Origin of the sequence: Mycobacterium basiliense (assembly GCF_900292015.1) — a bacterium.
GTDB lineage: Bacteria > Actinomycetota > Actinomycetes > Mycobacteriales > Mycobacteriaceae > Mycobacterium > Mycobacterium basiliense.
The window spans coordinates 4,553,205-4,578,748 of sequence record NZ_LR130759.1; the positions used below are offsets into that span (position 1 = coordinate 4,553,205).

Below are 25,544 nucleotides of genomic sequence, written 5' to 3' on the forward strand. Positions count from 1 at the left end.
ATGCCTATCACTCGAGTACTGGTTGCCAACCGGGGTGAGATCGCCCGGCGGGTGTTCGCCACCTGCCGCCGGCTGGGTCTGGGCACCGTTGCGGTGTACACCGACCCGGATGCCGCTGCGCCGCATGTCGCCGAGGCCGACGCCCGGGTGCGGTTGCCGCAGACCAACGATTATCTCAACGCCGAAGCACTGATCGCCGCCGCGCGCGCGGCTGGAGCTGACGCCGTGCATCCGGGATACGGGTTCCTCTCGGAGAATGCCGAGTTCGCCGCCGCCGTACAGGGGGCGGGCCTGACCTGGGTGGGGCCACCGGTCGACGCGGTCAAGGCGATGGGCTCCAAGATCGAATCCAAGAAGCTCATGGCCGCCGCCGGAGTACCGGTGCTCGAGGAGCTCGATCCGGAAACCGTCACCGCGGCCCAGCTTCCGGTGCTGGTCAAGGCGTCCGCGGGCGGCGGCGGTCGCGGGATGCGGGTGATTCGCGAATTATCCGCCCTGGCCGACGAGGTCGAGGCCGCACGGCGCGAGGCACAGTCGGCGTTCGGTGACCCGACGGTGTTCTGCGAACGCTACCTACCCACCGGGCACCACATCGAAGTGCAGGTCATGGCCGACACACACGGCACCGTCTGGGCCGTCGGGGAGCGCGAGTGCTCGATCCAACGTCGCCACCAGAAGATCATCGAAGAGGCCCCCTCACCGTTGGTAGAGCGCACGCCGGGAATGCGCGCCAAGCTGTTCGATGCCGCCCGGCTGGCCGCCGAAGCGATCGGCTACACCGGCGCCGGGACGGTGGAATTCCTCGCCGACGATGACGGCGAGTTCTACTTCCTGGAAATGAACACCCGGCTGCAGGTCGAGCATCCGGTCACCGAGGAGACCACCGGGCTGGATCTGGTCGAACTGCAACTCAGCGTTGCCGAGGGAGGTCGACTTGATGCCGAACCGCCGTCCGGCCAAGGGTATTCGATCGAGGCCAGGCTTTATGCCGAGGACCCGGCGCATGACTGGCAGCCGCAGGCCGGCTTGGTACACACGATTGACGTGCCGTCGGTTCGCGCCGAGTTCTGCACACTCGCCCACCGGACCGGGATCCGGCTGGACTCTGGGATTGTGGACGGATCGGTGGTCTCGATCCACTACGACCCGATGCTGGCCAAGGTCATCTCCTACGCACCGACCCGGCGGCAGGCGGCGCTAGTGCTCGCCGATGCCCTGGCCCGCGCCCGCTTGCACGGTGTCCGAACCAACCGCGAGCTGTTAGTGAACGTGCTGCGCCATCAGGCTTTTCTCGACGGCGCCACCGACACCGCGTTCTTCGACACGCATGGGTTGGCGGAGCTATCGGCGCCGCTGGCTGATTCCGCGACGCTACGGTTGTCGACAATCGCTGCCGCGCTCGCCGACGCCGCGCACAACCGGGCCACAGCGACGGTGTTCGGCTCCATTCCCAGTGGGTGGCGCAACCTCGCATCGGGCTATCAAGTCAAGAGCTACCGCGATGCCGCCGATACCGAGCACCGCGTCGAATATCGCTTCACTAGAACCGGATTGGCAGTTGCCAACGACACCTCAGTGCGGCTCGTTTCGGCCCGCCCACACGAGGTGGTGCTGACCGGCGACAACGGGGTGGACCACAGCTTCACGGTGGCGCGCCACGATCAGGATGTCTACGTGGATTCGGCCGGCGGTCCGGTGCACTTGGTTGCGCTACCACGCTTTCCCGAGCCCGGATCCGCCATCGAGCAGGGTTCTTTGGTCGCTCCGATGCCCGGCAACGTGATCCGGGTGGGCGCCGAGGTCGGGGATACCGTCACCGCAGGTCAGCCGTTGATCTGGCTGGAGGCGATGAAGATGGAGCACACCATTACCGCGCCGGCCGACGGTGTGCTTGCGCAGCTCAACGTGCAAACCGGCCAGCAAGTCGACGTCGGCGCCGTCCTAGCCAGAGTGGAAGCGCCTGAAGCAGAAGGGGATTCGTGATGTCAGATACTAGCTTTATCGAAAGTGAGGACCGCCGGGCGTTGCGCAAGGCGGTGGCCGAGTGGGTGTCCAACTACGGCAGCGAGTACTACCTAAAGAAGGCCCGATCTCAAGAACATACCGATGAATTGTGGTCCGAGGCAGGAAAGCTCGGTTTCATCGGGGTGAACCTGCCCGAGGAATACGGCGGTGGCGGCGCTGGCATGTATGAGCTTGCGCTGGTGATGGAGGAAATGGCCGCGGCGGGTTCCGCACTGCTGCTGATGGTGGTTTCGCCTGCCATCAACGGAACCATCATCAGCAAGTTCGGTACCGACGAGCAGAAGCAACGTTGGCTTCCTGGCATCGCCGATGGAACCCTGACCATGGCGTTCGCCATCACCGAACCCGACGCCGGGTCCAATTCGCACAACATCACCACGACCGCACGCCGCGACGGCGGCGACTGGATCCTTAAGGGCCAGAAGGTCTACATCTCGGGCATCGACCAGGCACAAGCAGTATTGGTGGTGGGACGCACCGAGGAAGCCAAGACCGGCAAGCTGCGCCCCGCATTGTTTGTGGTGCCCACCGACGCACCCGGCTTCACCTACACCCCGATCGACATGGAGTTGATCAGCCCGGAACGCCAATTCCAGGTCTTTCTCGACGACGTGCGGCTTCCCGCCGATGCCCTCGTCGGGGCCCAAGACGCCGCGATCGCACAGCTTTTCGCCGGCCTGAACCCGGAGCGCATTATGGGGGCGGCCAGCGCGGTGGGCATGGGCCGCTACGCACTGAGCAGAGCGGTCGACTACGTCAAGACCCGCAAGGTCTGGTCCACTCCGATTGGCGCCCACCAGGGGTTGGCACACCCCTTGGCGCAGTGCCACATCGAGGTGGAACTCGCCAAATTGATGATGCAGAAGGCAGCCGCCCTATATGACCACGGCGACGACGGAGGTGCCGCTGAGGCCGCCAATATGGCCAAATACGCTGCGGCCGAGGCTTCCTCACGGGCGGTCGACCAGGCCGTGCAGTCCATGGGCGGCAACGGCCTGACGAAAGAGTACGGCGTGGCGGCCATGATGACAACGTCCCGGCTTGCCCGGATCGCCCCGATCAGCCGGGAGATGATCTTGAACTTCGTCGCGCAGACATCGCTGGGCCTGCCCAGAAGCTACTGATGGACACGGTTGTCGAGTACGCCGGGCCCGATGAGTGCGGCGGGCCGGTAGCGCGGCTGACCCTGAATTCGCCGCACAACCGCAATGCGCTGTCCAGCACGCTGGTCAGCCAGCTACATCAGGGACTGCGGAGAGCGGCGGACGATCCCTCGGTGCGGGTAGTGGTACTGGGGCACACGGGCGGAACATTCTGCGCAGGTGCCGATTTGAGCGAAGCCGGCGGCAAAGACCCACACGACATGGCGGTAGCGCGGGCAAAGGAAATGACCGCGCTGCTACGCGCCATCGTCGAATCACCCATGCCCGTGGTCGGTGCCATCAACGGGCACGTTCGAGCCGGCGGGTTCGGCCTGGTGGGCGCGTGCGACATCGTGGTTGCCGGTCCGCGCAGCACTTTTGCGCTGACCGAGGCCCGCATCGGGGTCGCGCCGGCGATCATCTCGCTGACACTGCTGCCGAAAATGTCCGCACGGGCCGCCGCTCGCTACTACCTGACCGGCGAGAAATTCGGCGCCGACGAGGCCGCCGAGATCGGATTGATCACGATGGCGGCCGAGGATGTCGACGCAGTGGTGGCAGCGCTAGTCGCCGATGTTGGCCGCGGGTCGCCGCAGGGCCTGGCGGCGTCGAAAGCGCTGACGACGGCCGCCGTGTTAGCGGGATTCGACCGAGACGCCGAACGGCTTACCCAGGAGTCGGCGCGGCTGTTTGTCTCTGACGAAGCCCGCGAGGGCATGCTGGCGTTCCTGCAGAAACGCTCGCCCAGTTGGGTCACCGACTGAAATACCGGCAACCGAAGCCTCCGGAGAACCGGCGCCCCGACATCGTGGCGCAGCTAATCAGTTGGTCGGAAACACTATCCATTGCACAGTCGCGCGATAGGCCCGGCCCCGCAGTGGCCGCCCCCAGGAGCTGGCGATGGCGGCAACCGACCTGACCGGTATCGGCTCAGTGCTAGCGGCGGCGAACGCAGCCGCGGCCGCCGCGATCAAGAAAGTGGGCTACCAATTCTTAAGCGCCCAGGTGGCGGAGTTTCATCTGCGTTTCACGCAGGCCTTGACCACCGCTGGAAGTCCCATGGGGCCGCCGAACCCGCCAACGTCTCGCCGCTGTAGGTCCTCGAGCACACGGCTCGCGACATCAACGGACCTGCCCAAACGCCCGTGGGGCCCCGGCTTCGATCCATCCCGGCAAAACGCCGGCACCGCGGGGCACCGGCGCTAGCGGCGGCAACACCCAGCTGATCGGTCTCGGCGCGGCGCCGGAGCCGGCAGCGCAAGCGGCCCACCGTCGGCATCGCGCAGCCGCCCCAGCCGGTCGGCGGCCTCGCAGCAGGTAGAAAACACCCTGTTCGTCCGACGCCACCAGACCGGCCCGACCGTGCCAACGTTGCAGTTTAGACAACCTACTTGCAGCAAATCCTGGACGTCGTACGCTCGTTGGTGATGAGCAACCCAGCCCAGCGTGGCACAAAGGACACGCGCGACGATGCCTCGCTCGCGGCGGACACCGATCGTATCCAGATCGCGCAGCTGCTGGCATACGCGGCCGAACAAGGACGCCTGCAGCTGAACGAGTACGAAGACCGGCTTACCAGGGCTTATGCAGCAACCACCTACCGGGAGCTGGACCAGCTCCGGGCCGACTTACCCGGTGCGGCGGTAAGCCCCCGCCGCGGTGGTAACTGCAATCCGGCACCGTCGACGCTGCTGCTTGCCCTCCTCAGTGGATTCGAGCGGCGCGGCCGGTGGAACATACCCAAGAAGCTGACCACGTTCACCTTCTGGGGTAGCGGCGTCCTGGATCTGCGCTACGCCGACTTCACCTCGACCGAGGTCGAGATCCACGCGTACTCGATCATGGGCGTGCAGACCATCTTGTTGCCGCCGGAAATCAACGTCGAGATTCACGGCCACGGGATCATGGGCAACTTCGACCGCGAAGTCGCCGGCGAGGGCAGTCGGGGCGCGCCCAAAGTCAAGATCCGCGGCTTCTCGTTCTGGGGTGGCGTGGGCATCCAGCGCAAAGCGCGCAAGCCCCGCAAGAACTAGCAGCCTCGAGTTTGCCGGCCTACCTTCGCCGCCGCGACCTCAAGTAGTCGCCCACCACCGCCGCACCCAGCCCGTCCAGGTCGGGTTCGACCACTCGCCCCTCGACCCGTCGGGCCACCTGGTCGATGAATCGGGCCAGGCCGGGATCGCTACCCAACCTAAAGATCGTCACTTGGGCACCCAACCGGGCCATGTCGTCGAACCCCCGCACGGTATGTGCGATGGTCCGCGGATGTGGTGGGTAGTCGAAGAAGACGGCCGAACCGTCGCCATCGACGTCTTCGAGGTGGGCCGTCGGCTCACCGTCGGTCACCACCAACACAACGGGTTGCGCGTTGGGATGCCGGCGTAGGTGACGTCCGGCCAACGCCAGGGCGTGATGCAGGTTGGTGCCTTGCTCGTAGACTCCCTCCAAACCTGTCAGCTCCACGGCGGTCAACGTGCGCGCGTAGCGTCCGAACGCGATGATTTGCAGGGCATCGGAGCGGAAGCGGGTGCACACCAAATGGTGCAACGCCAGTGCCGTCCGCTTCATGGGGAGCCAGCGATTCTCCATCACCATCGAAAACGAGGTATCCACCAGCAGCGCGACCGCAGCCTGGGTACGCGTCTCGGTTTCGGAGACCTCGACGTCATCGACGGCGATCCGAATCGGGCCAGCCTTCCCGCCCAGGGGCGCCGTGCCCGCTTGTCGCAGCACCGCATTGGTCAATGTGCGCGCGATGTGCCACGGTTCGGTATCACCGAACTGCCACGGACGAGTCGCGCCGGTCAGCTCACCGGCGGCGCCCGCACGTTGGTGGTCACGTTCTCCACGACGACCCGAAAGCTGCTGCGCGACATCGCGCAACGCCGTCTCGCCAAGCCTGCGCATAGCCTTCGGCGACAGTCGCCACTGACCGTCGGAACCGCGATCCAGAAACCCCTGATTGACCAACGCGCGTTCCAATTCGGCGAGTGTTCGGGCATCCACGGCGGCCTGGTCGCCTAGTTGACGGGCCAGCGCATCCAGATCGACATCGTCCATCGTGGCACCCGGATAGCTCTGTGACAGCTGCTCGGCGAGCTGTTCGAGCTCCCCGATATCGGCGAGCGCCTGGGTTCCTTCACCCATGCCAAGCGGATCGTCGCCGGAGAATTGCTCGGAACCGGCCCAGTCCTCACCCGGCCGGGCGGCCTGCAAATGCGCGTCCAGCCGGCCCAGCGCCTGCATCAGCGAAGGCGATCCAAATGCCTGCTGCGCCAACGCATCCAGCTCATCTCGCTGGTCCTGACTCAGGCTGTTGCGGAACCGTTGCGCGGCCGCGGCGCGCTTGGCCAGTGAGTCCAGCAGCTCCTCGATATTGCGGGGGTTCTCCGGAAAAAATTCGCCATGCTTACTCATGAAGTCTTGAAAATCTTCGGACGAATCCTGTCCTCGAGCATGCTTGTCCAACAGATTGTTGAGGTCATCAAGCATCTCGTTGACGCGCTGACGATCCTCGTCGGTAGCGCCCTGCAATGCCTGCTTCATCCCGGCGAAACGTTGATCGAGCATCTCGCGGCCGAGCAGATCCTTGATCTGCTCATACTTTTCGCGGGCCTCACCGCTGCGCCAGTCGTACTCCGAAAGCTCTTGAACCGCCTTGGCAGGCGAAGGCGGAAGCGCCTCGAGCTGCAATTCGGAGAAGCGTGCGTCGTCGTCGAGTGCGCGGGCCAATTCCTTGCGTTCGGCCAGTACGGCCTCGTCGAGCAGCCTTTTGATCTCTTGCAACGTCCCGTCCAGGTTGTTGCGGCGCAATAGCTCGCGGCGGCGCCGATTCGCCTCCGCGGCCAGCCGGTCGGCGCCCGGCATGTTCTTGGTACCCCGCCGCAGCAGCTCGGAGAGCGCCCGGCGCGGCGAGGCGCCAGCCATGACGTCTTGTCCGATCTGTTCTAGCGCCTCACGCAGATCTACCGGCGGTGCCAGCGGATCGGGTCCGCCGGTATACGCCGAGTAGCGAGACGAATGCCCCCGCGAACCGGGCTTAGCCATAGACGGTTTGGCCCTCCCCGGACATCTTGTCGATTCGCTTGGCCAGGTACAGCGCTTCCAACGCCAGTTCCAATGCCGCGGCGCGTTCGCCCTCGGATTCGGCGTTGAGTTTCCGCGCGATACTGTCCACCACCGGCAGGCCCGGGACCGCGGCCAGCACATCCTTGGCCGACACCCGATCTCCCGTCGTCACCGCTGAACCGCTCTCGACCGCGGCCACCAGCGAGCCGACGTCGATGCCGGCGAGCACTCGCGACGCGGTGTCGGCGGTGGCACGGCGCAACAGGTGCTCGAGCACGGCTTGCTCGCGGCCCTCCTCGCCGGACTCGAATTCCAGCTTGCCGCGCAGGACATCGATCACCGTTCCCAAATCGACCACTCGGGCCACCGGGTCGGTCTCCCCCAATATCGCACCCCGGTGCCGGGCCGCCGCCGCGACCGTCTCCGCCGCCGCGATCGCGAACCGTGCCGAGACCCCGGATCGTTGATCGACCGAACTGGACTCCCGCAGATAGCGGGCAAAGCGCGCGAGCACCTGCATTAGGTAATCGGGCAACTGGGCGCTGAGGTGCGCCTCCTGGGCGATGACGCCGATCTCGGCTGCCAGCTCCCGCGGGTAGTGCGTGCGGATTTCGGCGCCGAACCGGTCTTTGAGCGGGGTAATGATGCGACCGCGGTTGGTGTAGTCCTCGGGGTTGGCACTGGCGACCACCAATACGTCCAGCGGCAGGCGCAACGTGTACCCGCGCACCTGGATGTCGCGCTCCTCCATGACGTTGAGCATGGACACCTGAATGCGCTCGGCCAGGTCCGGCAGCTCGTTGACCGCGACAATGCCGCGGTGCGCGCGCGGGATCAGTCCGTAGGCGATGGTCTCGGGATCCCCGAGGCTGCGTCCCTCGGCGACCTTGATCGGGTCGATATCGCCGACCAGGTCGGCGACGCTGGTATCGGGAGTGGCCAACTTCTCGGTGTAACGCTCGCTGCGATGCTTCCAGGCCACCGGCAGGTCATTACCGAGCTGCGCGGCCCGCCGGATCGATTCCGGCGTGATTGGGCGGTAAGGGTGCTCCCCCAGCTCGGCTCCACCGATCACCGGCGTCCACTCGTCGAGCAAGCCGGTAAGTGCCCGCAGCAGCCGAGTCTTGCCCTGGCCACGTTCACCGAGCAGTACAAAATCGTGACCGGCGATCAACGCACGTTCCAGCTGCGGAATCACCGTGTCATCGAAACCCAAAATGCCTGGCCAGACGTCTGCGTTGTCTGGCCCATCGGCCAGCGCGGTCAACAGATTCTCGCGGATTTCCTGTTTGACCCCCCGTTCACGGTGACCAGAGGCACGCAGCTCGCCAACTGTGCGGGGCAGATTGCTCGGTGAAGTCACCACTCCACGCTACGACGGTTGCCTTTCTTCTGGCGACGGGAGCGAATTTCGCCCCCTACTTTCTGGGCACTTCGCGGCGTGTCGCGTCGCGGAACGCGCTGGCGGGTCTAGGACCCTAGTGTGCGAAGTGACGGGCTCCAGTGAGGTACAAGGTGATGCCCGCGCGTGCCGCGGCCTCGGTGACTTCATCATCACGAACCGAGCCGCCCGGGTGCACGATCGCCTTGACCCCAGCGCCCGTCAGCTTCTCGAGCCCATCGGGGAAGGGGAAGAACGCGTCCGATGCCGCGACCGCCCCGCGCACTCGCTGGCCACCGCGTTCCACGGCCAGCCGGGCGGCATCGACTCGGTTGACCTGGCCCATACCGACGCCAATGGTGGCGCCGTCCGCGACAATGACGATCGCATTCGACTTGACCGCACGGCAGGCCCGCCACGCGAACACCAAGTCGGTCAGGGTCGCCGGGTCGGCGGGCGAGCCGGCAGCCAGCGTCCAGTTGATCGGGTTGTCACCGGACGCGTCGAGCTGGTCACGCTCTTGCATCAGCAGTCCGCCACTGATGGGGCGCAGTTCGGTGCCACCCTTTTGCGGCTCGGATGCCACCAGCACCCGGATGTTCTTTTTCTTTGTCAACAGGTCAAGGGCGCCTGATTCGTAAGCGGGCGCGACGATCACTTCGGTGAAAATCGTACTGACGTACTCGGCCATCTCGACGCTGACCTCAGTGTTCGATGCGATTACTCCGCCATATGCGCTCAGCGGATCGCAGTCATGTGCCTTGCGATGGGCGTCGGCGACAGACACCTCTGAAATTGCGATGCCACACGGGTTGGCATGCTTGATGATTGCCACGCATATCTGTTCGTGGTCGAAAGCGGCCCGCCAAGCCGCGTCGGCATCGGTAAAGTTGTTGTAGGACATCTCTTTTCCATGCAGCTGCTCAGCCTGAGCCAGTCCCGGCCAGGCACCGGGATCGGTGTAGAGAGCGGCCTGCTGGTGTGGGTTCTCCCCGTAGCGCAGCATCGCCTGGCGACGCCAGTTCCTGGCGAACCAGTGCGGAAAGGACGTCTGGGGATGCTCGGGCGCCAACGTCGACTGCATCCAGCTCGCGACGGCGATGTCGTATTCGGCCGTGTGCTGAAACGCCAGCGACGCCAGCTGTTTGCGTTCGCCGAACGTGAACCCGCCGGCGCGAAGCGCGGCTAGCACGCCGTCATAACCCAGCGGGTCGGTCACCACGGCCACGCTGGGATGATTCTTGGCCGCCGCCCGCACCATCGAAGGTCCTCCGATATCGATCTGCTCCACGCATTCGTCAACGGTCGCACCCGACTCGACGGTTTCGCTGAACGGGTACAAGTTGACGACCACCAGTTCGAACGCGGCTACGCCGAGCTTCTCCAGCGCCGCGGCATGCTCGGGCTTGCGCAAATCAGCCAACAGACCGGCGTGCACCCGCGGGTGCAGCGTCTTGACCCTGCCGTCGAGCACCTCGGGGAAGCCGGTTAATTCCTCCACCCGGGTCACTGGAATACCTTGATTTCCAATGGTATTCGCTGTTGATCCGGTCGAGACGATCTCGACTCCGGCCGCGGTCAGACCCTTGGCCAGATCGATTAGGCCGCGCTTGTCGTACACGCTGATCAATGCCCGACGGATGGGTTTCCTGGTGCCGTCGCTGCTCATCCTGTGCTCATCCTAGGGTCGCCTTTCGTCCAATAACCGTCACGCCGCCGGTAGCAATCGCGGCCACGACATCCACCAAGAGTTTTCGTTCCACCACTTTGATGCGTTCGTGCAAGGTCGCCTGATCGTCGCCGTCGCGCACCGGAACGGCCTGCTGCGCGAGTAACGGCCCGGTGTCCATGCCAGCATCCACCAGGTGCACGGTGCAGCCAGTGACCTTCACACCATAGGCCAATGCCTCGGCCACCCCGTGGGCGCCGGGGAAGGCCGGCAGGAGTGCTGGATGGGTATTGATGATGCGGCCGTAAAAACGCGAAAGAAATTGTGGTCCAAGAATTCTCATGAATCCCGCGGATACCACCAAGTCGGGACTATGGGCGGCGGTGGCCTCGGTAATGGCGGTATCCCACGCATCGCGGCTGGGATGGTCGGCGACTCGGACGGTAAAGGCCGGCAACGATGCCTGCGCGGCTATCTTGGTAGCCCGGCAGTCGCGGTCCACACCGACTGCGACGACCCGCGCTGGATAGGCCCCGACGGCGGCTTCGAGCAGCGAGTTCAGCAGCGAACCGGTGCCTGATGCCAATACCACCACTCGTGCCGGCGCACTCGGGGGTACACGGAGCGGTTCCTGCACACGCCGAGCCTAGTCTGGCGACGATGCCGGCCACGGCAGTGGCCGGAGAAGGAGCCAGACAATCCGATCTAGTCTGGCGACGATGCCGGCCACGGCAGTGGCCGGAGAAGGAGCCAGACAATCCGATCTAGTCTGGCGACGATGCCGGCCACGGCAGTGGCCGGAGAAGGAGTTAGTGGAGCCTGCGCCCACGTCGATACTCGCTGGGCGTGTCGCCGCCCCACGTCCAGTCTGGACGCCGTCAGCGCAGACTCGTTGCCGCCGCCGGTCCTGGCGCGACCAGCGGGCATCCAATTTGCCCACCTTTCCGCGACAACCGCCGACCCCGCTGCTGCCCACAGGACTGTGTCTAGTCCTCCGGGGGCAGGCCGAGATCACGTTCAGCCTGCTCGTCGGCCTCATCAGCTGACGGTGCATGCGGGTCGTCGTTATCGGAGACCTCAAACTCCGTGCTGGCCTCAGCCTCGGGGGGCAAAACCCCGTCCTCTGATGACTCCGCATCCGGTTCGCCGTCATCGAAAAGCTCCGCGGACGACTCGTCGTCTGCCGGCGACGCAGACGGGGCAGTCTGCGATTTGCGAACTTTGGGACGGCGCGTGACCCCGCCCGCCATCACCACTGTGAGGCCACCGATAACGGCGAACCAAAAGAACGCGCCGACCACCATGGCCCCCACATCCACGCCGACGGCGCCAAAGTTGCCCAACCTGCCGCCGCCGCCGTAGCCAAGCAGCGCCATCACCAACGCCCCGACAAGCGCGGCCACCAGCACCTTGGCCATGGCCGGCGCAAAAGGTAGCGCGCGTCGTGCGCACTGCTGTCCAACCGCCACACCGGACGCCGCTCCGATGATCAGCAAGGCGACCCATACCGGCCCAAGCGGCGGCGTAGGCAACGCGGCAAGGATCGGCACCGCTGGGATATCGCCACCGAAAACGGTGAACGAACTAAACGTGGCGAAGCCGATATGTGCACTGGACCCGACCGCGATTGCCGAGGCGCCGACGATGACATTGGGCGCATAGAGCACCGATAGCACGGTCAGGCTGAACTGGCCGAATACCGAATCGGTGACCCCGTAGAGCTCTTGCATCGTCGCCCAGTGGACAACGAGGGAGCCCGCGGCGACCAAGCCGGAGAGGCCGAGCAGTGCCAAGACCCCGGCCGTAGCGCCTCGTAGGGAGTCACCCAACCAGTTAGGAAGAGGCGACATCGCCAATGCCCGTCGGCCCACGCGGGACCACACTCCGATCGCTGCCCCTATTGCATGCACCACCAGCACGCTGCTGAAGGCACGCAGCGCGTTGGGCGTCTGCAGTTCGGAGATGACCGACGACGCATCGTGAATGACCGCCAGGGCGATCGCTGCGATTAACAGCGGCCCGCCCAGCGCCGAGGCCACCACCCAGCGAACCACCAGCCACGACGAGTAGGGCGAGGTAGCCAGCGCCGTCGTACGTGCCGTGCCCCAAATCATCAGCAGCGCCGGCATCAGCGGCATTACGCCCAGTTCCCGCCCACCGATCGAGATCGGCACTTGGTGCACGCCCAACCACATGCTGGCGATCGCACCCAGCGCACCCGTCATGTCGCTGTTGGCGATCAGCAACTGCAGCAGCGTGATCGCGGCGATGATGATCAGCGCCACCACCGCCGGCGCGAACGCGACCTTGACGAGGTCGCGCGCCTGGCGAGCGCCGGCCGCCCGATTGTCCTCCACCCGTGTCACTCTTCGCGCACGTGCCCTACTAGGCGCGAGAGCGCCCGGTTAGACCGGCGCCGACCCAGGTGACGATTGCTGACCCTGGCCGTAATTCTGCTGTCCCCCGCTAGGGCTGGCGTAGTTAACCGGCGCCGAACCTCCCTGAGAGCCCGATCCGGCGTTGACCGGCGGTGGTGGGCTGAAGCTCGGGAACCCGGTGGGTGGGGTGGACGGACCCTGATGCATTTGCTGCGGCGGTGACTGTGCAGGGGGCTGGGCACTGAAACCGCCGCTCGACGGGTTCGAGCCTTGGCCGGATGAATAACCGCCGTACTGCGAACCGTATCCCGACGGCTGCTGGGGTGACTGCTGCGGGTTGGGAGCAGGCTGTTGCGCACCCGGCTGACCGTAGTACCCGCCCGGCTGACCGCCGAACTGTCCGTATTGCCCGTACTGGCCGTACTGGCCATAGGCGTCGAATTTCGGCCGTGGCGCCGGCGCCGAGATGACACCGGCATCCATCAGCAGCGCACCGACTGCCGCGACCGCCTGGAACACTATGCATACCAAAACAATCCACAGTGCCCAACCGGTCGAAAAGGCGCTCGGCTTGTTGAATGTCGACGAAATCATCAGAAAAACACCCAGTACCGAGATGACCGCAACGACCGGCACATAACTTTTGATTTTGGGCAGCAGACTCACGCCGGCGAGCAGCGCTGCCAGCAGCGCCATGGCGACGGCCAGGATCGTGTCACCCGAGGCTTCGCTGCTAGCCCCGCCGAGTTCGGAGCTGATCGTGAACATCGGGCCGAAGCTGGCGAGATAGGCCAGAAAGCCAAGTCCCACCACCGCGATGCCCAGGTACATCGACAACTTGCTGTCGCCGTCGTCGGCCTTGGCGAAAGAGGGCGTGGCGCCCCCGTAGGAGCCGGCCGGTTGCGCGGGCGGATATCCGGGACTACCCGGCGAGTAGGTCATGGCTCCTCCTGTTACTTCTGGTGCCGTCGCGGGCCATTGCTGCCATGCGACGCGTGCTGCCTGCGACGCGATTCGATCAACCACGCTAGCGCACGTTCGGCTCCTCGCGCCGGGGCGACCTGTCCAGGCCCGCCAGGCATACGGGCCGCTTGCCCACCTGAGGTAGAACACGTTCTAATTCTGTTCATGGACTACGGGCTTGTGCTTTTCACCAGCGACCGCGGCATCTCTCCGGCGGCAGCCGCGAAACTCGCCGACGACCACGGCTTTCAGACCTTTTACGTGCCCGAACACACCCATATCCCGATTAAGCGCGAAGCGGCCCATCCGACGACGGGCGATGAGTCGCTGCCCGACGACCGCTACATGCGCACGCTGGACCCGTGGGTGAGCCTAGGCGCGGCAGCTGCGGTGACGTCGCGGGTCCGGCTGTCGACGGCCGTCGCGCTACCCGTGGAGCATGACCCGATAACGCTCGCCAAAAGCATTGCCACGCTGGATCATTTGTCGGGGGGCCGGGTCAGCGTGGGCGTGGGATTTGGTTGGAACACCGATGAGCTCGCCGACCACGGCGTGCCACCCGGACGACGCCGCACCATGTTGCGCGAATATCTGGAAGCGATGCGCGCGTTGTGGAGCCAGGAGGAAGCCGCCTACGACGGCGAGTTCGTCAAGTTCGGGCCCAGCTGGGCCTGGCCCAAGCCGGTGCAGTCGCACATTCCAGTATTGGTGGGAGCCGCGGGTACCGAGAAGAACTTCAAGTGGATCGCGCGCAGCGCCGACGGCTGGATTACCACTCCGCGCGACTTCGACATCGACGAGCCAGTGAAATTGCTGCAGGAAACGTGGGCTGCCGCCGGACGCGACGGGACCCCGCAGATCGTCGCTCTGGACTTCAAGCCGGTACCGGAGAAGTTGGCTCACTGGGAACAGCTCGGCGTCACCGAGGTGCTGTTCGGACTGCCCGACCGCTCTGCGGACGAGGTCGCCGCCTACGTGGAACGCCTGGCCGGCAAGATTGCCGCGATGGCCTGACCGCGAGCAGACACAGAATCGCCCAAACCAGCGTCGAAGAATGCGATTCTGTGTCTGCTCAGCGGAGGAAACAGCGATTTCCGTAGTCGAATGAGCGCACTCGGACCGCATGCCCCAGTGGATCGTCCTCCGTCAGCAGGGTGAGCAGCTCATCGTCTTCGGTCGTGGCAAGAAATCGGCTGTCGTCGGCGACTAGGCGGCCGATGATGATTCCGGTCAGCCGCCCACCGTCGCGCCGAACGGTGTAAGTCTCGACCGTCGCGGGGCCGTCGGCCTGTTCGGTCACCGATTGGACGGATCGGCCGTCGACTTGTGTCTGCAATTCGGCGCTGCGGTCCGGCTGCCATTCCGCCGGGCTGGTGGAATAAACCCCGACCGAGTACTTGCTCATGATTCCGCCGTTGGCTCCCACCAACCCGAATCGCCCAGGCTCGCTTCGCATCCGGGCGACCGTCTCGGCAACGGCGTGCATCGAGTAGTTGTTGCCCGCTCCGCCGAAGAATGGCAGTCCGCCCGTCAGGGTCAGTCCACGCGGGTCGTCGGGGGCGATCCCTAGACCGTCGCAGATGTTGAACACCGGCACCGGGAAGCAGCTATACAGGTCGAAGGTGGTGATGTCGTCGACGCCGACGCCAGCCACCGCCAATGCCTCGCGGGCCGCCAGGACGGCCGACGGGGCCTGCCCAAGCTCCGGGCGCGCCAGCAGGGACTGCTCCTGCAGGTCGGCGTGCCCGCGTAGATAAACCCACTTTTCCTGGGGGACCCCCAGCCGGCGTGCCGCGGCCACCGACATCAGCAGCGTCGCCGCACCCTGGTTTACCTGATCGCGGGCTACCAGCAGCCGCGGGTAGGGCTCGGCGATCATGCGGTTGCGCTCCGAGACGGTGATCAGTTCCTCAACGCTTCGCTCGACCGGCGCGGCCGCGAAGGGATTGCCCGCGGCCACCTTGGTGAACGGCGCGAACAGTTCACCCATCCGGCGCAGGTATTCCGTCGGCCCAAGACCCGTTGCGGCCCGTCGGGCGTTTTCCAACAGGCCGTACTGGGTCGGTGCATCCACCAGGCCGTGAATCACCGTGTAGCGGGAAATGAGGCCTTCGATGCCGGGCCCGCGGTCTTCCAAATCACCGGTAATGGTCTCGGTGAAGTCCGGCTTGCTGGCGGCCTCGGCGAAGTGACGGATGGTCGACGTCGCATCGGAGCCAAAGACCATGGCGACTTCGGAGCGGCCTGCCACAATCGCGCCGGCCAGCTCGTTGATCAGGTGCTGGGGCCCTTGACCGCCGACGATCTCCAGGATCGCGCGGGCCGGATCGGCCCCAATCCGTTTGGCCACCGATCGCGGGTAATTGTTGGACCGACCCAACGGCGCGTGGGCGATTGGCCCGGAAATCTCGAATTGCCTGACACCGGCCACCGTGTCGACGGCCGCGCCAACGTCGGCACCGCAGTCGACGAGGGCGACCCGGGCCGCAGCGGCAGCCAGCTCGACGGCCGATATCCCTTGGTAGTCAGAATCATCGATACGCTCGGCGGCCTGTCCTACACCAACGACGACCGGCGTATGCGGGTCCAGATCCATAGCATCACTATCTACCTAACCCGATATTGCGCCCGCACCGGGGCCGCGCCATCTCCAACGAGGCCATTGCCAACCGGGGTGCCCGCCCGCGTCGAGTACCGGTCTTCTGGGGTCATCGTGGCGCCGACTAACCGGAACAGGTCCGCGGAATTTCGTCTAAACCTGCGATGACGTGGACGGTGATCGCGCTGCGACGGGCGCTTGCCGTGGCTCACATCGCGGAGGTGTGCGATGTCATTTGTCAGCACCGTCCCGGGCGCCAAACCTTCCATAGCGGCAAGCGCCGCGTCCGCGGGCCGGCAAGTGGCCGAGCCTCTAGAGGCTTTCCAGGATCTTCCGGGCCAGGGCCGCCGTCTCGGACGGGGTCTTGCCAACCTGGACGCCTGCCGCCTCGAGTGCCTCTTTCTTGGCCGCCGCGGTACCCGACGAGCCGGACACGATGGCACCCGCATGTCCCATTGTCTTGCCTTCCGGAGCGGTGAAGCCGGCGACGTAGCCTACGACCGGCTTGGACACATTGGCCTTGATGAAGTCCGCCGCACGTTCCTCGGCGTCTCCGCCGATCTCGCCGATCATCACGATGAGCTTCGTGTCGGGGTCCTTTTCGAAGGCCTCGATGGCGTCGATGTGCGTGGTACCAATCACCGGGTCACCACCGATCCCGATTGAGGTGGTGAAACCGAAGTCGCGCAGCTCGAACATCATCTGATAGGTCAGGGTGCCTGACTTGGACACCAGCCCAACCGGGCCGGCGCCGGTGATGTTGGCCGGAGTGATGCCAACCAGGGCCTGCCCCGGCGTGATGATGCCCGGGCAGTTGGGGCCGATAATGCGGGTCTTTTTGCCCTTGGCCACGTTGTAGGCCCACGCATACGCGCTGTCCTGTACCGGAATGCCCTCGGTGATGACCACCAGCAACGGAATCTCGGCGTCGACGGCCTCGATGATCGCGTCCTTGGCGAACTTGGGCGGTACGAAGATGATCGACACATCGGCGCCGGTCTTTTCCATCGCTTCCGCGACGCTGCCGAACACCGGCAGCTTGATCAGCCGGCCACCCTTGTCCTCATGCGTCACCGTGGTGCCCGCCTTGCGCGCGTTCACGCCGCCAACGATTTGGGTGCCTGCCTTGAGCATGCGGGCGGTGTGGACGGTGGCCTCGCTGCCGGTGATGCCCTGGACGATGACCTTGTTGTCTTTGGTCAGGAATATGGACATGTGAGTCAGGTCTCCTTATCTCAGGCGCTCGCCAGCTCGGCGGCCTTGTCGGCGGCCTCGTCCATCGTCGGCACCAAGGTCACGAGTGGATGGTTGGCCTCCGTCAGGATGCGACGGCCTTCCTCGACGTTGTTGCCGTCAAGGCGGACCACCAGCGGCTTGTTGGCCTCATCGCCCAGGATTTCGAGCGCCTTGACGATCCCGGTGGCCACGGCATCGCACGAGGTAATTCCACCGAACACATTTACGAACACGCTCTTGACCTGTGCGTCTCCCAAGATCACGTCCAACCCGGCGGCCATCACTTCGGCGGAAGCACCACCGCCGATGTCGAGGAAATTGGCGGGCTTGACTCCCCCGTGCTTTTCCCCGGCGTAGGCGACGACATCGAGGGTCGACATCACCAGGCCGGCGCCGTTGCCGATGATGCCGACCTGACCGTCGAGCTTGACGTAGTTCAGGTCGTGCTCCTTGGCCTTGAGTTCGAGCGGGTCGGTGGCCCCACGGTCCTCGAACTCGGCGTGATCGGGGTGCCGGAAGTCGGCGTTGGCGTCCAGCGTGATCTTGGCGTCCAGCGCCAGAATCTGGTCGTCCGGGGTGCGGACCAGCGGGTTGACTTCAACCAGGGTGGCGTCCTCGGCAACGAAGAGTTCCCACAGCTTGGAGATGGTGACCGCGGCGGTGTCGAGCACCTCGGCCGGCAGGTGGCCCTGCTCGGCGATGGAGCGTGCGAACGCCTCGTCGACACCGGTGACCGCATCCACCGGGACCTTGGCCAGTCGATCGGGTTTGGTCGCGGCCACCTCCTCAATGTCCATGCCACCCTCCACCGAGCACATCGCCAGGTAGGTGCGGTTCGCGCGGTCGAGCAAGAAGGAGATGTAGTACTCCTCGGCGATGTCGCTGGCCTCGGCCACCAAGAGTTTCTTGACGATGTGGCCCTTGATATCCAAGCCGAGGATGTTCTGGGCGTGCTCGTAGGCGTCCCCGGGCGTTTCGGCGAACTTGACCCCGCCGGCCTTGCCCCGGCCGCCGATCTTGACCTGGGCCTTGACCATCACCGGACGGCCGATTTCCGTCGCGATGGCACGCGCCCCCTCGGCGGTGTCAGTCACCCGCCCCGGCGTACTCGGTACATTGTGCTTGGCGAACAATTCCTTGGCTTGATACTCGAAGAGATCCATGGGCTCACTGTCTTCGCTCGGCGTACTTGCTAGGACCTATAAGGAGGCGATACCAGATTCGGCAACTCGCACGGTTGCAAACTGTATCTAGACTCCAAAACGGCTGAGCGATCGCATCCACCGGTGTGGCGCAGGTCACCGAGAATTACCGGATCTAAACGTGATCCAAGCCACATTTTAAGGCAGGTTTCCAAACTGAGGTTGCCAGTTGCGTCCGATAGCCGATACGGTCTCAACGTCCAGATAACGGTATGGTCACGATACGAGGACATTTCAGCATTGTCCCAGCACCCTTCAGGCCGCTCTGCTGCCGCAGCGCCTCACGCATCGCGCAATCGTTGGCTTCAACATCACCGTAACGAAGTCACCGAAATCATCCCCCTGGATGGCTTCGACGAACTCGACGACGCCGAACTCGCCGACCTCGATGAATTGGACTTCGGCGGTCCCGATTTCGACATGGGCACCGAGCTCTTGCAAGCTCCCGAGCTCGACGATCTGGATGACGTCGACGATCTGTCCCCCGCCCGGCTGGCCGCTCCCGCCGAGCAGCGGGTTGGGGTGATCGCCGAGCCCGAGGCCAAACCACTTGCTCCGCGCTTCCATGCCACCGACGTCACCCCGGTGGCGCGCCGCGGCGGTCAACACCGCAAGCAGCCCACCAGCGCGGCAAAGGGACGCCTGCTGATCTCGTCTATGGCCGCCGGCGCAGCGGCCGCCGCAGCCCACACCGTGCTCCATCAATCCGATACCACCAGTGCCGACACCGTGCTGACCGCTAATGCGTCGGCGCTCACCGGCGGGTCGAGCGGCAGCGAGCCCCGCGGCGCCCAGGTGATCGCGGCACAGCCGGCGGCCGATGCGGCGGTACACAACGCGGAGTTCGCGCGGGGCGTGGCGTTCGCCCAAGAACGGGCTCAGCGTGAAGCTCGACTGCAACAGCCACTGTACGTTTTGCCGACCAAAGGCATATTCACCTCGAATTTCGGATATCGCTGGGGCGTCCTGCACGCCGGTATCGACCTGGCCAACTCGATCGGAACCCCGATCTATGCGGTGTCGGACGGTGTCGTCATCGACGCCGGCCCCACCGCCGGTTATGGCATGTGGGTCAAGCTGCGCCACGCCGACGGCACCGTTACGCTCTACGGTCACGTCAACACCACGTTGGTCAGCGTCGGACAGCGGGTGATGGCCGGGGACCAGATAGCCACGATGGGCAACCGGGGTTTCTCCACCGGACCACACCTGCACTTCGAGGTTCTCCAGGGCGGCACTGAGCGGATTGACCCCGTGCCGTGGCTCGCCAAGCGTGGACTTTTTGTCGGCAACTACGCCGGCTGACCGGTGACGGCGTCGGACGAGACCCCCTCGCAAGAGGAACCGCCCGAGAGCGCGACGCCATCGGAAGAACCACGAACCCGCATCATCCGGCGGGCTCCGACCGGGCCGATACCGCCGGTAGGGGACTCCGAGACCACGCAGCTCCCGCAAACCGAGACCGCGACCCGCATCATCCGGCGCGCCGAGTTGCCGGCCGTCCCGACGGTCGAACCGAGTGCCCGTACCGCTGTGGCGGCCGCGGCGGTCAGCATCGTCAGTGGATGGGCCACGTCGGTGGTGGCCACCGACTTGATCACCGGATGGTGGCGCAGCGACCGATTGTTCTGTCTCGCGGTCGGCTTTCTCGCTCTGGTCTTCGCGGTGTCAACCGTCGCCGGCGTGATCATGCTGCTGCTGCGACGACCGGTTGGGCGTCATCTGATCGCGGCGGGGGCGGTGGTTGCGGTGTTGACCTACGGCGGGGTGTTCGTCGCCGGAGCACGCGTGGCATGGATCGTGCACACCCTTCCGATACTGCCGCTCACCAGTGTGGTGCTGGCGCTGCATCCCCGGACCAAACGCTGGCTGCTGGCGTAGATCATCACCGAATGTGTTCTCACGGCGAAAATTTCGCGGCGCTTTCGCAATGGGTTCACGCTCGGCGCTAGAGCTTGGCGACCGGGGCGTGGTTGTGCATGAGCTTCACCCGCCCCGAGCTACCGAAGTCGATCAGCGACATCGCCGACTCGCCGACACCGGAGACTTCTTCGACCCGGCCCAGGCCGTACTTGTCATGTGTCACTCGATCGCCCGGCTGCAGCACCAGCAGCGGGCGCTTGCTGGTCCCCGAGCGGTTCGGCGCCGATCGCGGTGTACCGAACCGGCCGGCACCGCTCACCGGAGCACTGAACGACGGCTTGGGCGCAAGGCGCCGCCAGTTGACAAGTTCCTGCGGAATCTCCCGCAGAAAGCGTGATTCCGGGTTGAGCATCGGCTGTCCCCACGAAGACCGGACGATGGCTCTGCTGACGTAGAGCCGTTGCCGCGCCCTGGTGATGCCAACGTAGGCCAGCCGCCGCTCCTCGGAGAGTTCGGTCGGATCATCCAGCGCACGCATGTGGGGGAACATTCCGTCCTCCCAGCCGGTCACAAACACCACCGGGAACTCCAGACCCTTGGCGGTGTGCAGGGTCATCAGCGTGACCACACCAGCGCTGTGCTCCGGAATTTCGTCGGTGTCGGCAACCAGCGACACCCTTTCCAAAAACGCGGCCAGCACACCGGTGTCCGGCACGTCTTCTTCCTCGGGTTCGACCGCGGCCGCATTGGCTTGGTCGGTGCTGAATTCGTGTGCGACGCTGACGAGTTCGTTCAGGTTGTCCAGCCGGGCAAGCTCCTGGGGGTCGGTGGACGCTTCCAGCTCCCGGCGGTAGCCGGTGCGTTCGAGCACCGACTCGACCAAATCGCCGAGATCATCGTCGAGGCGTCCGCGCAGTTCGTCGAGCATCTCGACAAATCCCGCAATCGCCTTCTCGGCGCGACTGTTGAGCATCGGCACTTTGCCATCGGCGGCGGCCTGCAACGCGTCAGCGAAGCTGGCGCCGGTGTTCTCGGCGTACACCGCTACGCACGCCTCGGCGCGATCACCGATGCCGCGCCGCGGCGTGTTGAGGATGCGCCGCATGCTGACCGCATCGCCGGGATTGTCCAGCACACGCAGGTAGGCGACGATGTCACGAATTTCCTTGCGCTCGTAAAAACGCACTCCGCCGACGACTTTGTACGGAATTCCGGCGCGGATAAACACCTCTTCCAGCGACCGCGAAGAATTATTGGTGCGGTAGAAAACCGCGACATCGTTGTAGGTGATATCGCCGCGCTCGGCCAGCGCATCGATCTCTTCGGCAACAAACCTGGCCTCGTCATGTTCGTTGTCGGCGACGTAGCCGACGATCAGCTCGCCTTCGCCCGCGTCGGTCCATAACCGCTTGTCTCGGCGCCCGGAGTTGCGGGCGATCACCGAATTGGCCGCGGACAGAATGTTCTGCGTCGAGCGGTAGTTCTGTTCCAGCAGAATCGTTGTGGCGTCCGGGTAGTCGCGCTCGAAGTCTTCGATATTGCGAATGGTGGCGCCTCGGAACGCGTAGATCGACTGGTCTGCATCGCCGACCACACATAACTGTCCGGGTGGCACACCGTCTTCGGTGTCACGGCCGACCAACTCCCGCACCAGAACATACTGGGCGTGGTTGGTGTCCTGGTATTCATCGACCAGAACGTGCCGAAACCGCCGCCGGTAGTACTGGGCGATGTCCGGGAAGGTCTGCAGCACCGCGACCGTCTCGCCGATGAGGTCGTCGAAGTCCAGCGCATTGGCCGCACGCAGGCGGCGCTGATATTCGCCAAACACGGAGGCGACGGTGCGCGACAGGTCATCGGACTCATCTGTTAGATCCGACACCGCCTGATGCGGGTCGATCAACTCGTTCTTCAGGTTCGAAATGGCGTTGGCCAGCAGCCGCGGCGAGTATCGCTTGATGTCCAGGCCCATGTCGCGACCGATCATTTGCAGTAGACGCCGCGAGTCGTCGGCATCGTAGATCGAAAAGTTCGAATTGAGGCCTTCGATCAGCGACGCCTGGTTGCGCAAGATCCGCACGCAGGTGGAGTGAAACGTGGACACCCACATATACCGGGCCCGGTCGCCGACCAGGCCTACCACCCGCTCGCGCATCTCGGCAGCGGCCTTGTTGGTGAAGGTAATGGCCAAAATCTGGCCGACCCCCACGCCGCGGTCAGCGATCAGATAGGCGATGCGCCGGGTCAACACCGCAGTCTTGCCGGAACCTGCTCCGGCGACGATCAGCAGCGGCGAACCCTCATGCACCACCGCCTGGCGCTGTTGCGGGTTGAGACCTTCTAGCAATTGGTCGGCATCGGTCGCGTGCACACTCATGTCCGTCCAAACTTACCGCCGATCGCCGACGACCTCGCACGGACCGGTCGAACACTCGGGCAGCGACACGGCGTGGTTAGCTGCCCAAGCCCGATTGCTGGTCGCCCTGGTTGAGGCCGCCGAAGCTGTTGGTGGCGGATCCCGTATTGGCGCCACCGGTACTTGGAAACCCGTTTGGTTGGTGCCGATATTTCCGACAACCGCACTCGAGGTGCCGGTGTTCTGGATTCCCGAGTTGTTGTTGCCGTTCCCGAGTTGCTGTTGCCGTTGTTGTTGAAGCCCGAGTTTCCATAGCCGGCGCCCGTGTTCGGATTACCCGAGTTCATGGCTCCGGTGTTTACGCTGCCCGAGTTTAGGAACCCGGTATTGCCCGAGCCCAAGCTTCCGAGACCCACGTTGACGCCGCCGGCATTCTCGTAGCCGACGTTTCCAGATCCTGCGTTACCGGAGCCCACGTTGAAGCTGCCGGCGTTGCCGAAACCGACGTTGTCGTGACCGAATAGATTCGACATCACCATCTGCACCAACGTATCTCGATTAGCCGCGATCGCCGCCGGCACCACCGTCGCCGCCCGCGCCGCCTCGAACACGCTCGCCATCGCCTCGGCCTTGCCGGCCGCACCCGCGGCCTGTGGCCGCGCACTCAGCCCACTCGCGTACGGGGCGCCGGCAGCCACCATTGACGCCGACGCCGGTACCGACCCCCGCTCACCGGCAAGGCCGTCCCCGCCGCGGCCCGTAGCATCCGGGTTGACCCGCGCCAGCAAACATCAGCAAAGAGTTGATCTTGGGCGGCAACACCGAAAAGTTCATTGCCGCAGCCTTTTCCAAGAGGGGTCTCGGCTACACCGCGAAGGCTGAGCCGGCGACTCCCAGTTACCGCGATTCGAAGCCTACGAGCCTTCCGAGAGTCCGCATCCGGCATTCGTAGACTTTCCGCCGGGTTACCGGGGTGCACATCACGCAACACGCCGGTCCGGTGCTCGCGGGACCTATCACCGCGCCCCAGGATCACCCGCGCGGCCAATATCCGCAGAGCCGCCTTCCAGACCTTCTTTGCGCAGGTGCGCCGGTTAGTGGCACACTCTCCTCGTGCTCAACATGCAGCGCCGATTTTTTTACGGGTACCCACCAGCGGTGCCCGTGGCGTAGCTGCTTTCGCAGAGCCCCGTGGTCCGCTTCGGCGATCGGGGCTCGTCTCTTGTGTGAGGCCTGATGCCGGATGAGACCAGAACCCCCACCTCACGACAATGCGGAGATAGCAGAAATGAACACCGAGACCGATGAACCTGTGGAAACCGAACCCCTGCCCACCATCGAAGAGCTGCGCGACGAGATAGATCGCCTGGACAGCGCGATCCTGGCCGCAGTCAAGCGCCGCGCCGAGGTATCCCAGGCAATCGGCAAAGCGCGAATGGCCTCCGGCGGCACCCGGCTAGTGCATAACCGGGAGATGAAAGTGATCGAACGTTACAGCGAACTGGGACCCGACGGTAAGGACCTGGCGATGCTGCTGTTGCGCCTGGGTAGAGGACGACTCGGCCACTAAATGGTCACTATCGCAACTCTTTACCGCTAACTGCGGCCAAGCTGCGGTACATTTCCGCCGAAATGGAGGTAGCAAAGGCAGCCAGAGCAGCCAGGGCATTGCAATCGCGCCGTCTGATAATTACCTCAGCGGCAGCTTTGCTCGCGCTGGTCACTGCGCTGACCGGCAGTTCGGCTACCTGCTCCGCGTGGTCGCGACGCGGTCTGCAAATCGAGTACCTGCTGGTCCCGTCTCCGTCGATGCACCGCCAGGTCAAGGTGGAGTTTCAAGGCGGCGGTCCCCACGCGGTTTATCTGCTCGACGGCATGCTGGCCCGCGACGACTACAACGGATGGGACATCCATACCCCGGCGTTCGAGTGGTTCGACCAGTCGGGCCTGTCCGCCATCCTGCCCACCGGCGGAAAAGCGAGTTTCTACTCCAACTGGTACCGGCCCGCGGTCGGCAACGGGGGCACCTGGACCTACAAGTGGGAGACCTTCCTCACCCAGGAACTACCCGAGTGGTTGGAGACAAACAAGGGCGTCAGCCAGATGGCCAACGCCGTGGTGGGCGCGTCAATGGCGGGGTCGGCGGCGCTGATCCTGGCGGCCAAACACCCGGACAACTTCGTCTACGCGTCCTCCATGTCTGGCTTCCTCAACCTATCCGCGGGGCAATGGCCATCGCTGGTCGGTGTCGCGCAGCTGGGCGCGGGCGGCTTTCGCTCCGACGCTATGTGGGGTCCGCCGACTGACCCGGCCTGGGCCGAACACGACCCGACCGTCAATGCCGCGAAGCTGGTCTCGCACAACACCCGCATCTGGGTGTATTCGGGCAACGGCACGCCCTCGGCCGAGTTGGGGGGCAGCGACAAACCTGGGGCCGATCTACTGGAAAACGCCACCCGCGTGAGCAACAAGGCGTTTCAGAGCAAATACCAGGCGTCCGGCGGCTATAACGGGGTGTTCAATTTTCCGGACAATGGACTGCATACCTGGGAATACTGGGGCGCCCAGTTGCAGGCCATGCTGCCGGATCTGCGGCGAGTGTTGGGTGCCGCGTAGCGCCCGATCACCCCTATTAGCGCGCATCAGGCCGCATTAGGGTCGA

21 protein-coding genes are annotated in these 25,544 nt (G+C 64.8%); 10 read left to right on the plus strand and 11 right to left on the minus strand.

Annotated elements, in window-relative coordinates; genetic code table 11:
• From MB901379_RS19210 to MB901379_RS19230, 5 genes are all read left to right on the plus strand, one after another.
• Complete coding sequence (locus MB901379_RS19210; RefSeq protein WP_158018057.1) at positions 1–1,983, plus strand: acetyl/propionyl/methylcrotonyl-CoA carboxylase subunit alpha; 1,983 nt, start codon at positions 1–3, stop codon at positions 1,981–1,983.
• Positions 1,983–3,149 carry an acyl-CoA dehydrogenase family protein gene (locus tag MB901379_RS19215; protein WP_158018058.1) on the plus strand — a complete coding sequence of 389 codons (1,167 nt, stop codon included), beginning with the start codon at positions 1,983–1,985 and terminating at the stop codon, positions 3,147–3,149. Before MB901379_RS19210 ends, MB901379_RS19215 begins: the two co-directional genes overlap by 1 nt.
• Complete coding sequence (locus MB901379_RS19220; protein WP_158018059.1) at positions 3,149–3,931, plus strand: enoyl-CoA hydratase family protein; 783 nt, start codon at positions 3,149–3,151, stop codon at positions 3,929–3,931. Before MB901379_RS19215 ends, MB901379_RS19220 begins: the two co-directional genes overlap by 1 nt.
• Positions 3,932–4,061: 130 nt before the next feature.
• The gene (locus MB901379_RS19225; protein ID WP_408632393.1) at positions 4,062–4,373 is read left to right on the plus strand and encodes a PE family protein; all 312 of its coding nucleotides are present in this window, start codon (positions 4,062–4,064) and stop codon (positions 4,371–4,373) included.
• A gap of 221 nt (positions 4,374–4,594) precedes the next feature.
• Positions 4,595–5,200, plus strand: a complete 606-nt coding sequence (locus MB901379_RS19230) for a DUF1707 SHOCT-like domain-containing protein (protein ID WP_158018061.1) — start codon at positions 4,595–4,597, stop codon at positions 5,198–5,200.
• Positions 5,201–5,219: 19 nt separating this feature from the next.
• On the opposite strand, the gene MB901379_RS19235 is transcribed toward MB901379_RS19230, so the two are convergent.
• The 6 genes from MB901379_RS19235 to MB901379_RS19260 form a co-directional block, all read right to left on the minus strand.
• Positions 5,220–7,214: a vWA domain-containing protein gene (locus MB901379_RS19235; RefSeq protein ID WP_158018062.1), complete on the minus strand. Its 1,995-nt coding sequence runs from the start codon at positions 7,212–7,214 to the stop codon at positions 5,220–5,222.
• Entirely contained in the window at positions 7,207–8,601 is a 1,395-nt protein-coding gene (locus MB901379_RS19240; protein ID WP_158018063.1) for an ATP-binding protein, read from the minus strand. Before MB901379_RS19240 ends, MB901379_RS19235 begins: the two co-directional genes overlap by 8 nt.
• Before the next feature lie 112 nt (positions 8,602–8,713).
• Positions 8,714–10,285, minus strand: coding sequence for a bifunctional phosphoribosylaminoimidazolecarboxamide formyltransferase/IMP cyclohydrolase (gene purH, locus MB901379_RS19245; protein WP_158018064.1), 1,572 nt, complete (start codon positions 10,283–10,285; stop codon positions 8,714–8,716).
• 7 nt (positions 10,286–10,292) lie between these two features.
• The gene (gene purN, locus MB901379_RS19250) at positions 10,293–10,922 is read right to left on the minus strand and encodes a phosphoribosylglycinamide formyltransferase (RefSeq protein WP_158018065.1); all 630 of its coding nucleotides are present in this window, start codon (positions 10,920–10,922) and stop codon (positions 10,293–10,295) included.
• A gap of 349 nt (positions 10,923–11,271) precedes the next feature.
• Positions 11,272–12,642: a cell division protein PerM gene (locus MB901379_RS19255; RefSeq protein WP_408632305.1), complete on the minus strand. Its 1,371-nt coding sequence runs from the start codon at positions 12,640–12,642 to the stop codon at positions 11,272–11,274.
• A 48-nt stretch (positions 12,643–12,690) separates the two neighbouring features.
• The gene (locus MB901379_RS19260; protein ID WP_158018066.1) at positions 12,691–13,605 is read right to left on the minus strand and encodes a DUF5336 domain-containing protein; all 915 of its coding nucleotides are present in this window, start codon (positions 13,603–13,605) and stop codon (positions 12,691–12,693) included.
• Between the two features lie 186 nt (positions 13,606–13,791).
• Here MB901379_RS19260 and MB901379_RS19265 point away from each other — a divergent pair, with 186 nt between their 5' ends.
• Positions 13,792–14,640 carry an LLM class F420-dependent oxidoreductase gene (locus tag MB901379_RS19265; protein ID WP_158018067.1) on the plus strand — a complete coding sequence of 283 codons (849 nt, stop codon included), beginning with the start codon at positions 13,792–13,794 and terminating at the stop codon, positions 14,638–14,640.
• Positions 14,641–14,698: 58 nt separating this feature from the next.
• On the opposite strand, the gene MB901379_RS19270 is transcribed toward MB901379_RS19265, so the two are convergent.
• The 3 genes from MB901379_RS19270 to sucC all read right to left on the minus strand — a co-directional run bounded on the left by MB901379_RS19270 (position 14,699) and on the right by sucC (position 18,624).
• A complete protein-coding gene (locus MB901379_RS19270; RefSeq protein ID WP_158018068.1) occupies positions 14,699–16,222 on the minus strand; it encodes an acetyl-CoA acetyltransferase in 1,524 nt (507 codons plus the stop codon).
• Positions 16,223–16,537: 315 nt separating this feature from the next.
• A complete protein-coding gene (gene sucD, locus MB901379_RS19275) occupies positions 16,538–17,440 on the minus strand; it encodes a succinate--CoA ligase subunit alpha (RefSeq protein ID WP_158018069.1) in 903 nt (300 codons plus the stop codon).
• Positions 17,441–17,460: 20 nt separating this feature from the next.
• On the minus strand, positions 17,461–18,624 hold the full coding sequence (sucC, locus tag MB901379_RS19280) for an ADP-forming succinate--CoA ligase subunit beta (RefSeq protein ID WP_158018070.1): 1,164 nt from the start codon (positions 18,622–18,624) through the stop codon (positions 17,461–17,463).
• Positions 18,625–18,903: 279 nt separating this feature from the next.
• Here sucC and MB901379_RS19285 point away from each other — a divergent pair, with 279 nt between their 5' ends.
• Both MB901379_RS19285 and MB901379_RS19290 read left to right on the plus strand, forming a co-directional pair.
• Complete coding sequence (locus MB901379_RS19285) at positions 18,904–19,968, plus strand: M23 family metallopeptidase (protein ID WP_158018071.1); 1,065 nt, start codon at positions 18,904–18,906, stop codon at positions 19,966–19,968.
• 3 nt (positions 19,969–19,971) lie between these two features.
• Entirely contained in the window at positions 19,972–20,544 is a 573-nt protein-coding gene (locus tag MB901379_RS19290; RefSeq protein ID WP_174237048.1) for a hypothetical protein, read from the plus strand.
• Positions 20,545–20,611: 67 nt separating this feature from the next.
• Here the strand turns inward: MB901379_RS19290 and pcrA are convergent, their stop codons facing one another.
• Both pcrA and MB901379_RS19300 read right to left on the minus strand, forming a co-directional pair.
• Positions 20,612–22,903 (minus strand): DNA helicase PcrA, encoded by a 2,292-nt coding sequence (pcrA, locus tag MB901379_RS19295; RefSeq protein ID WP_158018072.1) that lies wholly within the window; start codon positions 22,901–22,903, stop codon positions 20,612–20,614.
• Positions 22,900–23,580, minus strand: coding sequence for a PPE domain-containing protein (locus tag MB901379_RS19300; protein ID WP_232021905.1), 681 nt, complete (start codon positions 23,578–23,580; stop codon positions 22,900–22,902). Before MB901379_RS19300 ends, pcrA begins: the two co-directional genes overlap by 4 nt.
• A 545-nt stretch (positions 23,581–24,125) precedes the next feature.
• Between MB901379_RS19300 and MB901379_RS19305 the strand changes: the two genes are divergently transcribed.
• Positions 24,126–24,452 (plus strand): chorismate mutase, encoded by a 327-nt coding sequence (locus tag MB901379_RS19305; protein ID WP_158018074.1) that lies wholly within the window; start codon positions 24,126–24,128, stop codon positions 24,450–24,452.
• Positions 24,453–24,514: 62 nt separating this feature from the next.
• The gene (locus MB901379_RS19310; protein ID WP_158018075.1) at positions 24,515–25,498 is read left to right on the plus strand and encodes an esterase family protein; all 984 of its coding nucleotides are present in this window, start codon (positions 24,515–24,517) and stop codon (positions 25,496–25,498) included.
• Positions 25,499–25,544: the final 46 nt, after the last annotated feature.

Coding starts and splice junctions, on each gene's coding strand:
- purH (WP_158018064.1), bottom strand. CDS start 10,285: ATGAGCAGCGACGGCACCAGGAAACCCATCCGTCGGGCATTGATCAGC.
- MB901379_RS19215 (WP_158018058.1), top strand. CDS start 1,983: ATGTCAGATACTAGCTTTATCGAAAGTGAGGACCGCCGGGCGTTGCGC.
- MB901379_RS19220 (WP_158018059.1), top strand. CDS start 3,149: ATGGACACGGTTGTCGAGTACGCCGGGCCCGATGAGTGCGGCGGGCCG.
- MB901379_RS19210 (WP_158018057.1), top strand. CDS start 1: ATGCCTATCACTCGAGTACTGGTTGCCAACCGGGGTGAGATCGCCCGG.
- MB901379_RS19305 (WP_158018074.1), top strand. CDS start 24,126: ATGAGACCAGAACCCCCACCTCACGACAATGCGGAGATAGCAGAAATG.
- MB901379_RS19265 (WP_158018067.1), top strand. CDS start 13,792: ATGGACTACGGGCTTGTGCTTTTCACCAGCGACCGCGGCATCTCTCCG.
- pcrA (WP_158018072.1), bottom strand. CDS start 22,903: ATGAGTGTGCACGCGACCGATGCCGACCAATTGCTAGAAGGTCTCAAC.
- MB901379_RS19260 (WP_158018066.1), bottom strand. CDS start 13,605: ATGACCTACTCGCCGGGTAGTCCCGGATATCCGCCCGCGCAACCGGCC.
- sucD (WP_158018069.1), bottom strand. CDS start 17,440: ATGTCCATATTCCTGACCAAAGACAACAAGGTCATCGTCCAGGGCATC.
- MB901379_RS19235 (WP_158018062.1), bottom strand. CDS start 7,214: ATGGCTAAGCCCGGTTCGCGGGGGCATTCGTCTCGCTACTCGGCGTAT.
- MB901379_RS19310 (WP_158018075.1), top strand. CDS start 24,515: ATGGAGGTAGCAAAGGCAGCCAGAGCAGCCAGGGCATTGCAATCGCGC.
- sucC (WP_158018070.1), bottom strand. CDS start 18,624: ATGGATCTCTTCGAGTATCAAGCCAAGGAATTGTTCGCCAAGCACAAT.
- MB901379_RS19230 (WP_158018061.1), top strand. CDS start 4,595: ATGAGCAACCCAGCCCAGCGTGGCACAAAGGACACGCGCGACGATGCC.
- MB901379_RS19270 (WP_158018068.1), bottom strand. CDS start 16,222: ATGGATCTGGACCCGCATACGCCGGTCGTCGTTGGTGTAGGACAGGCC.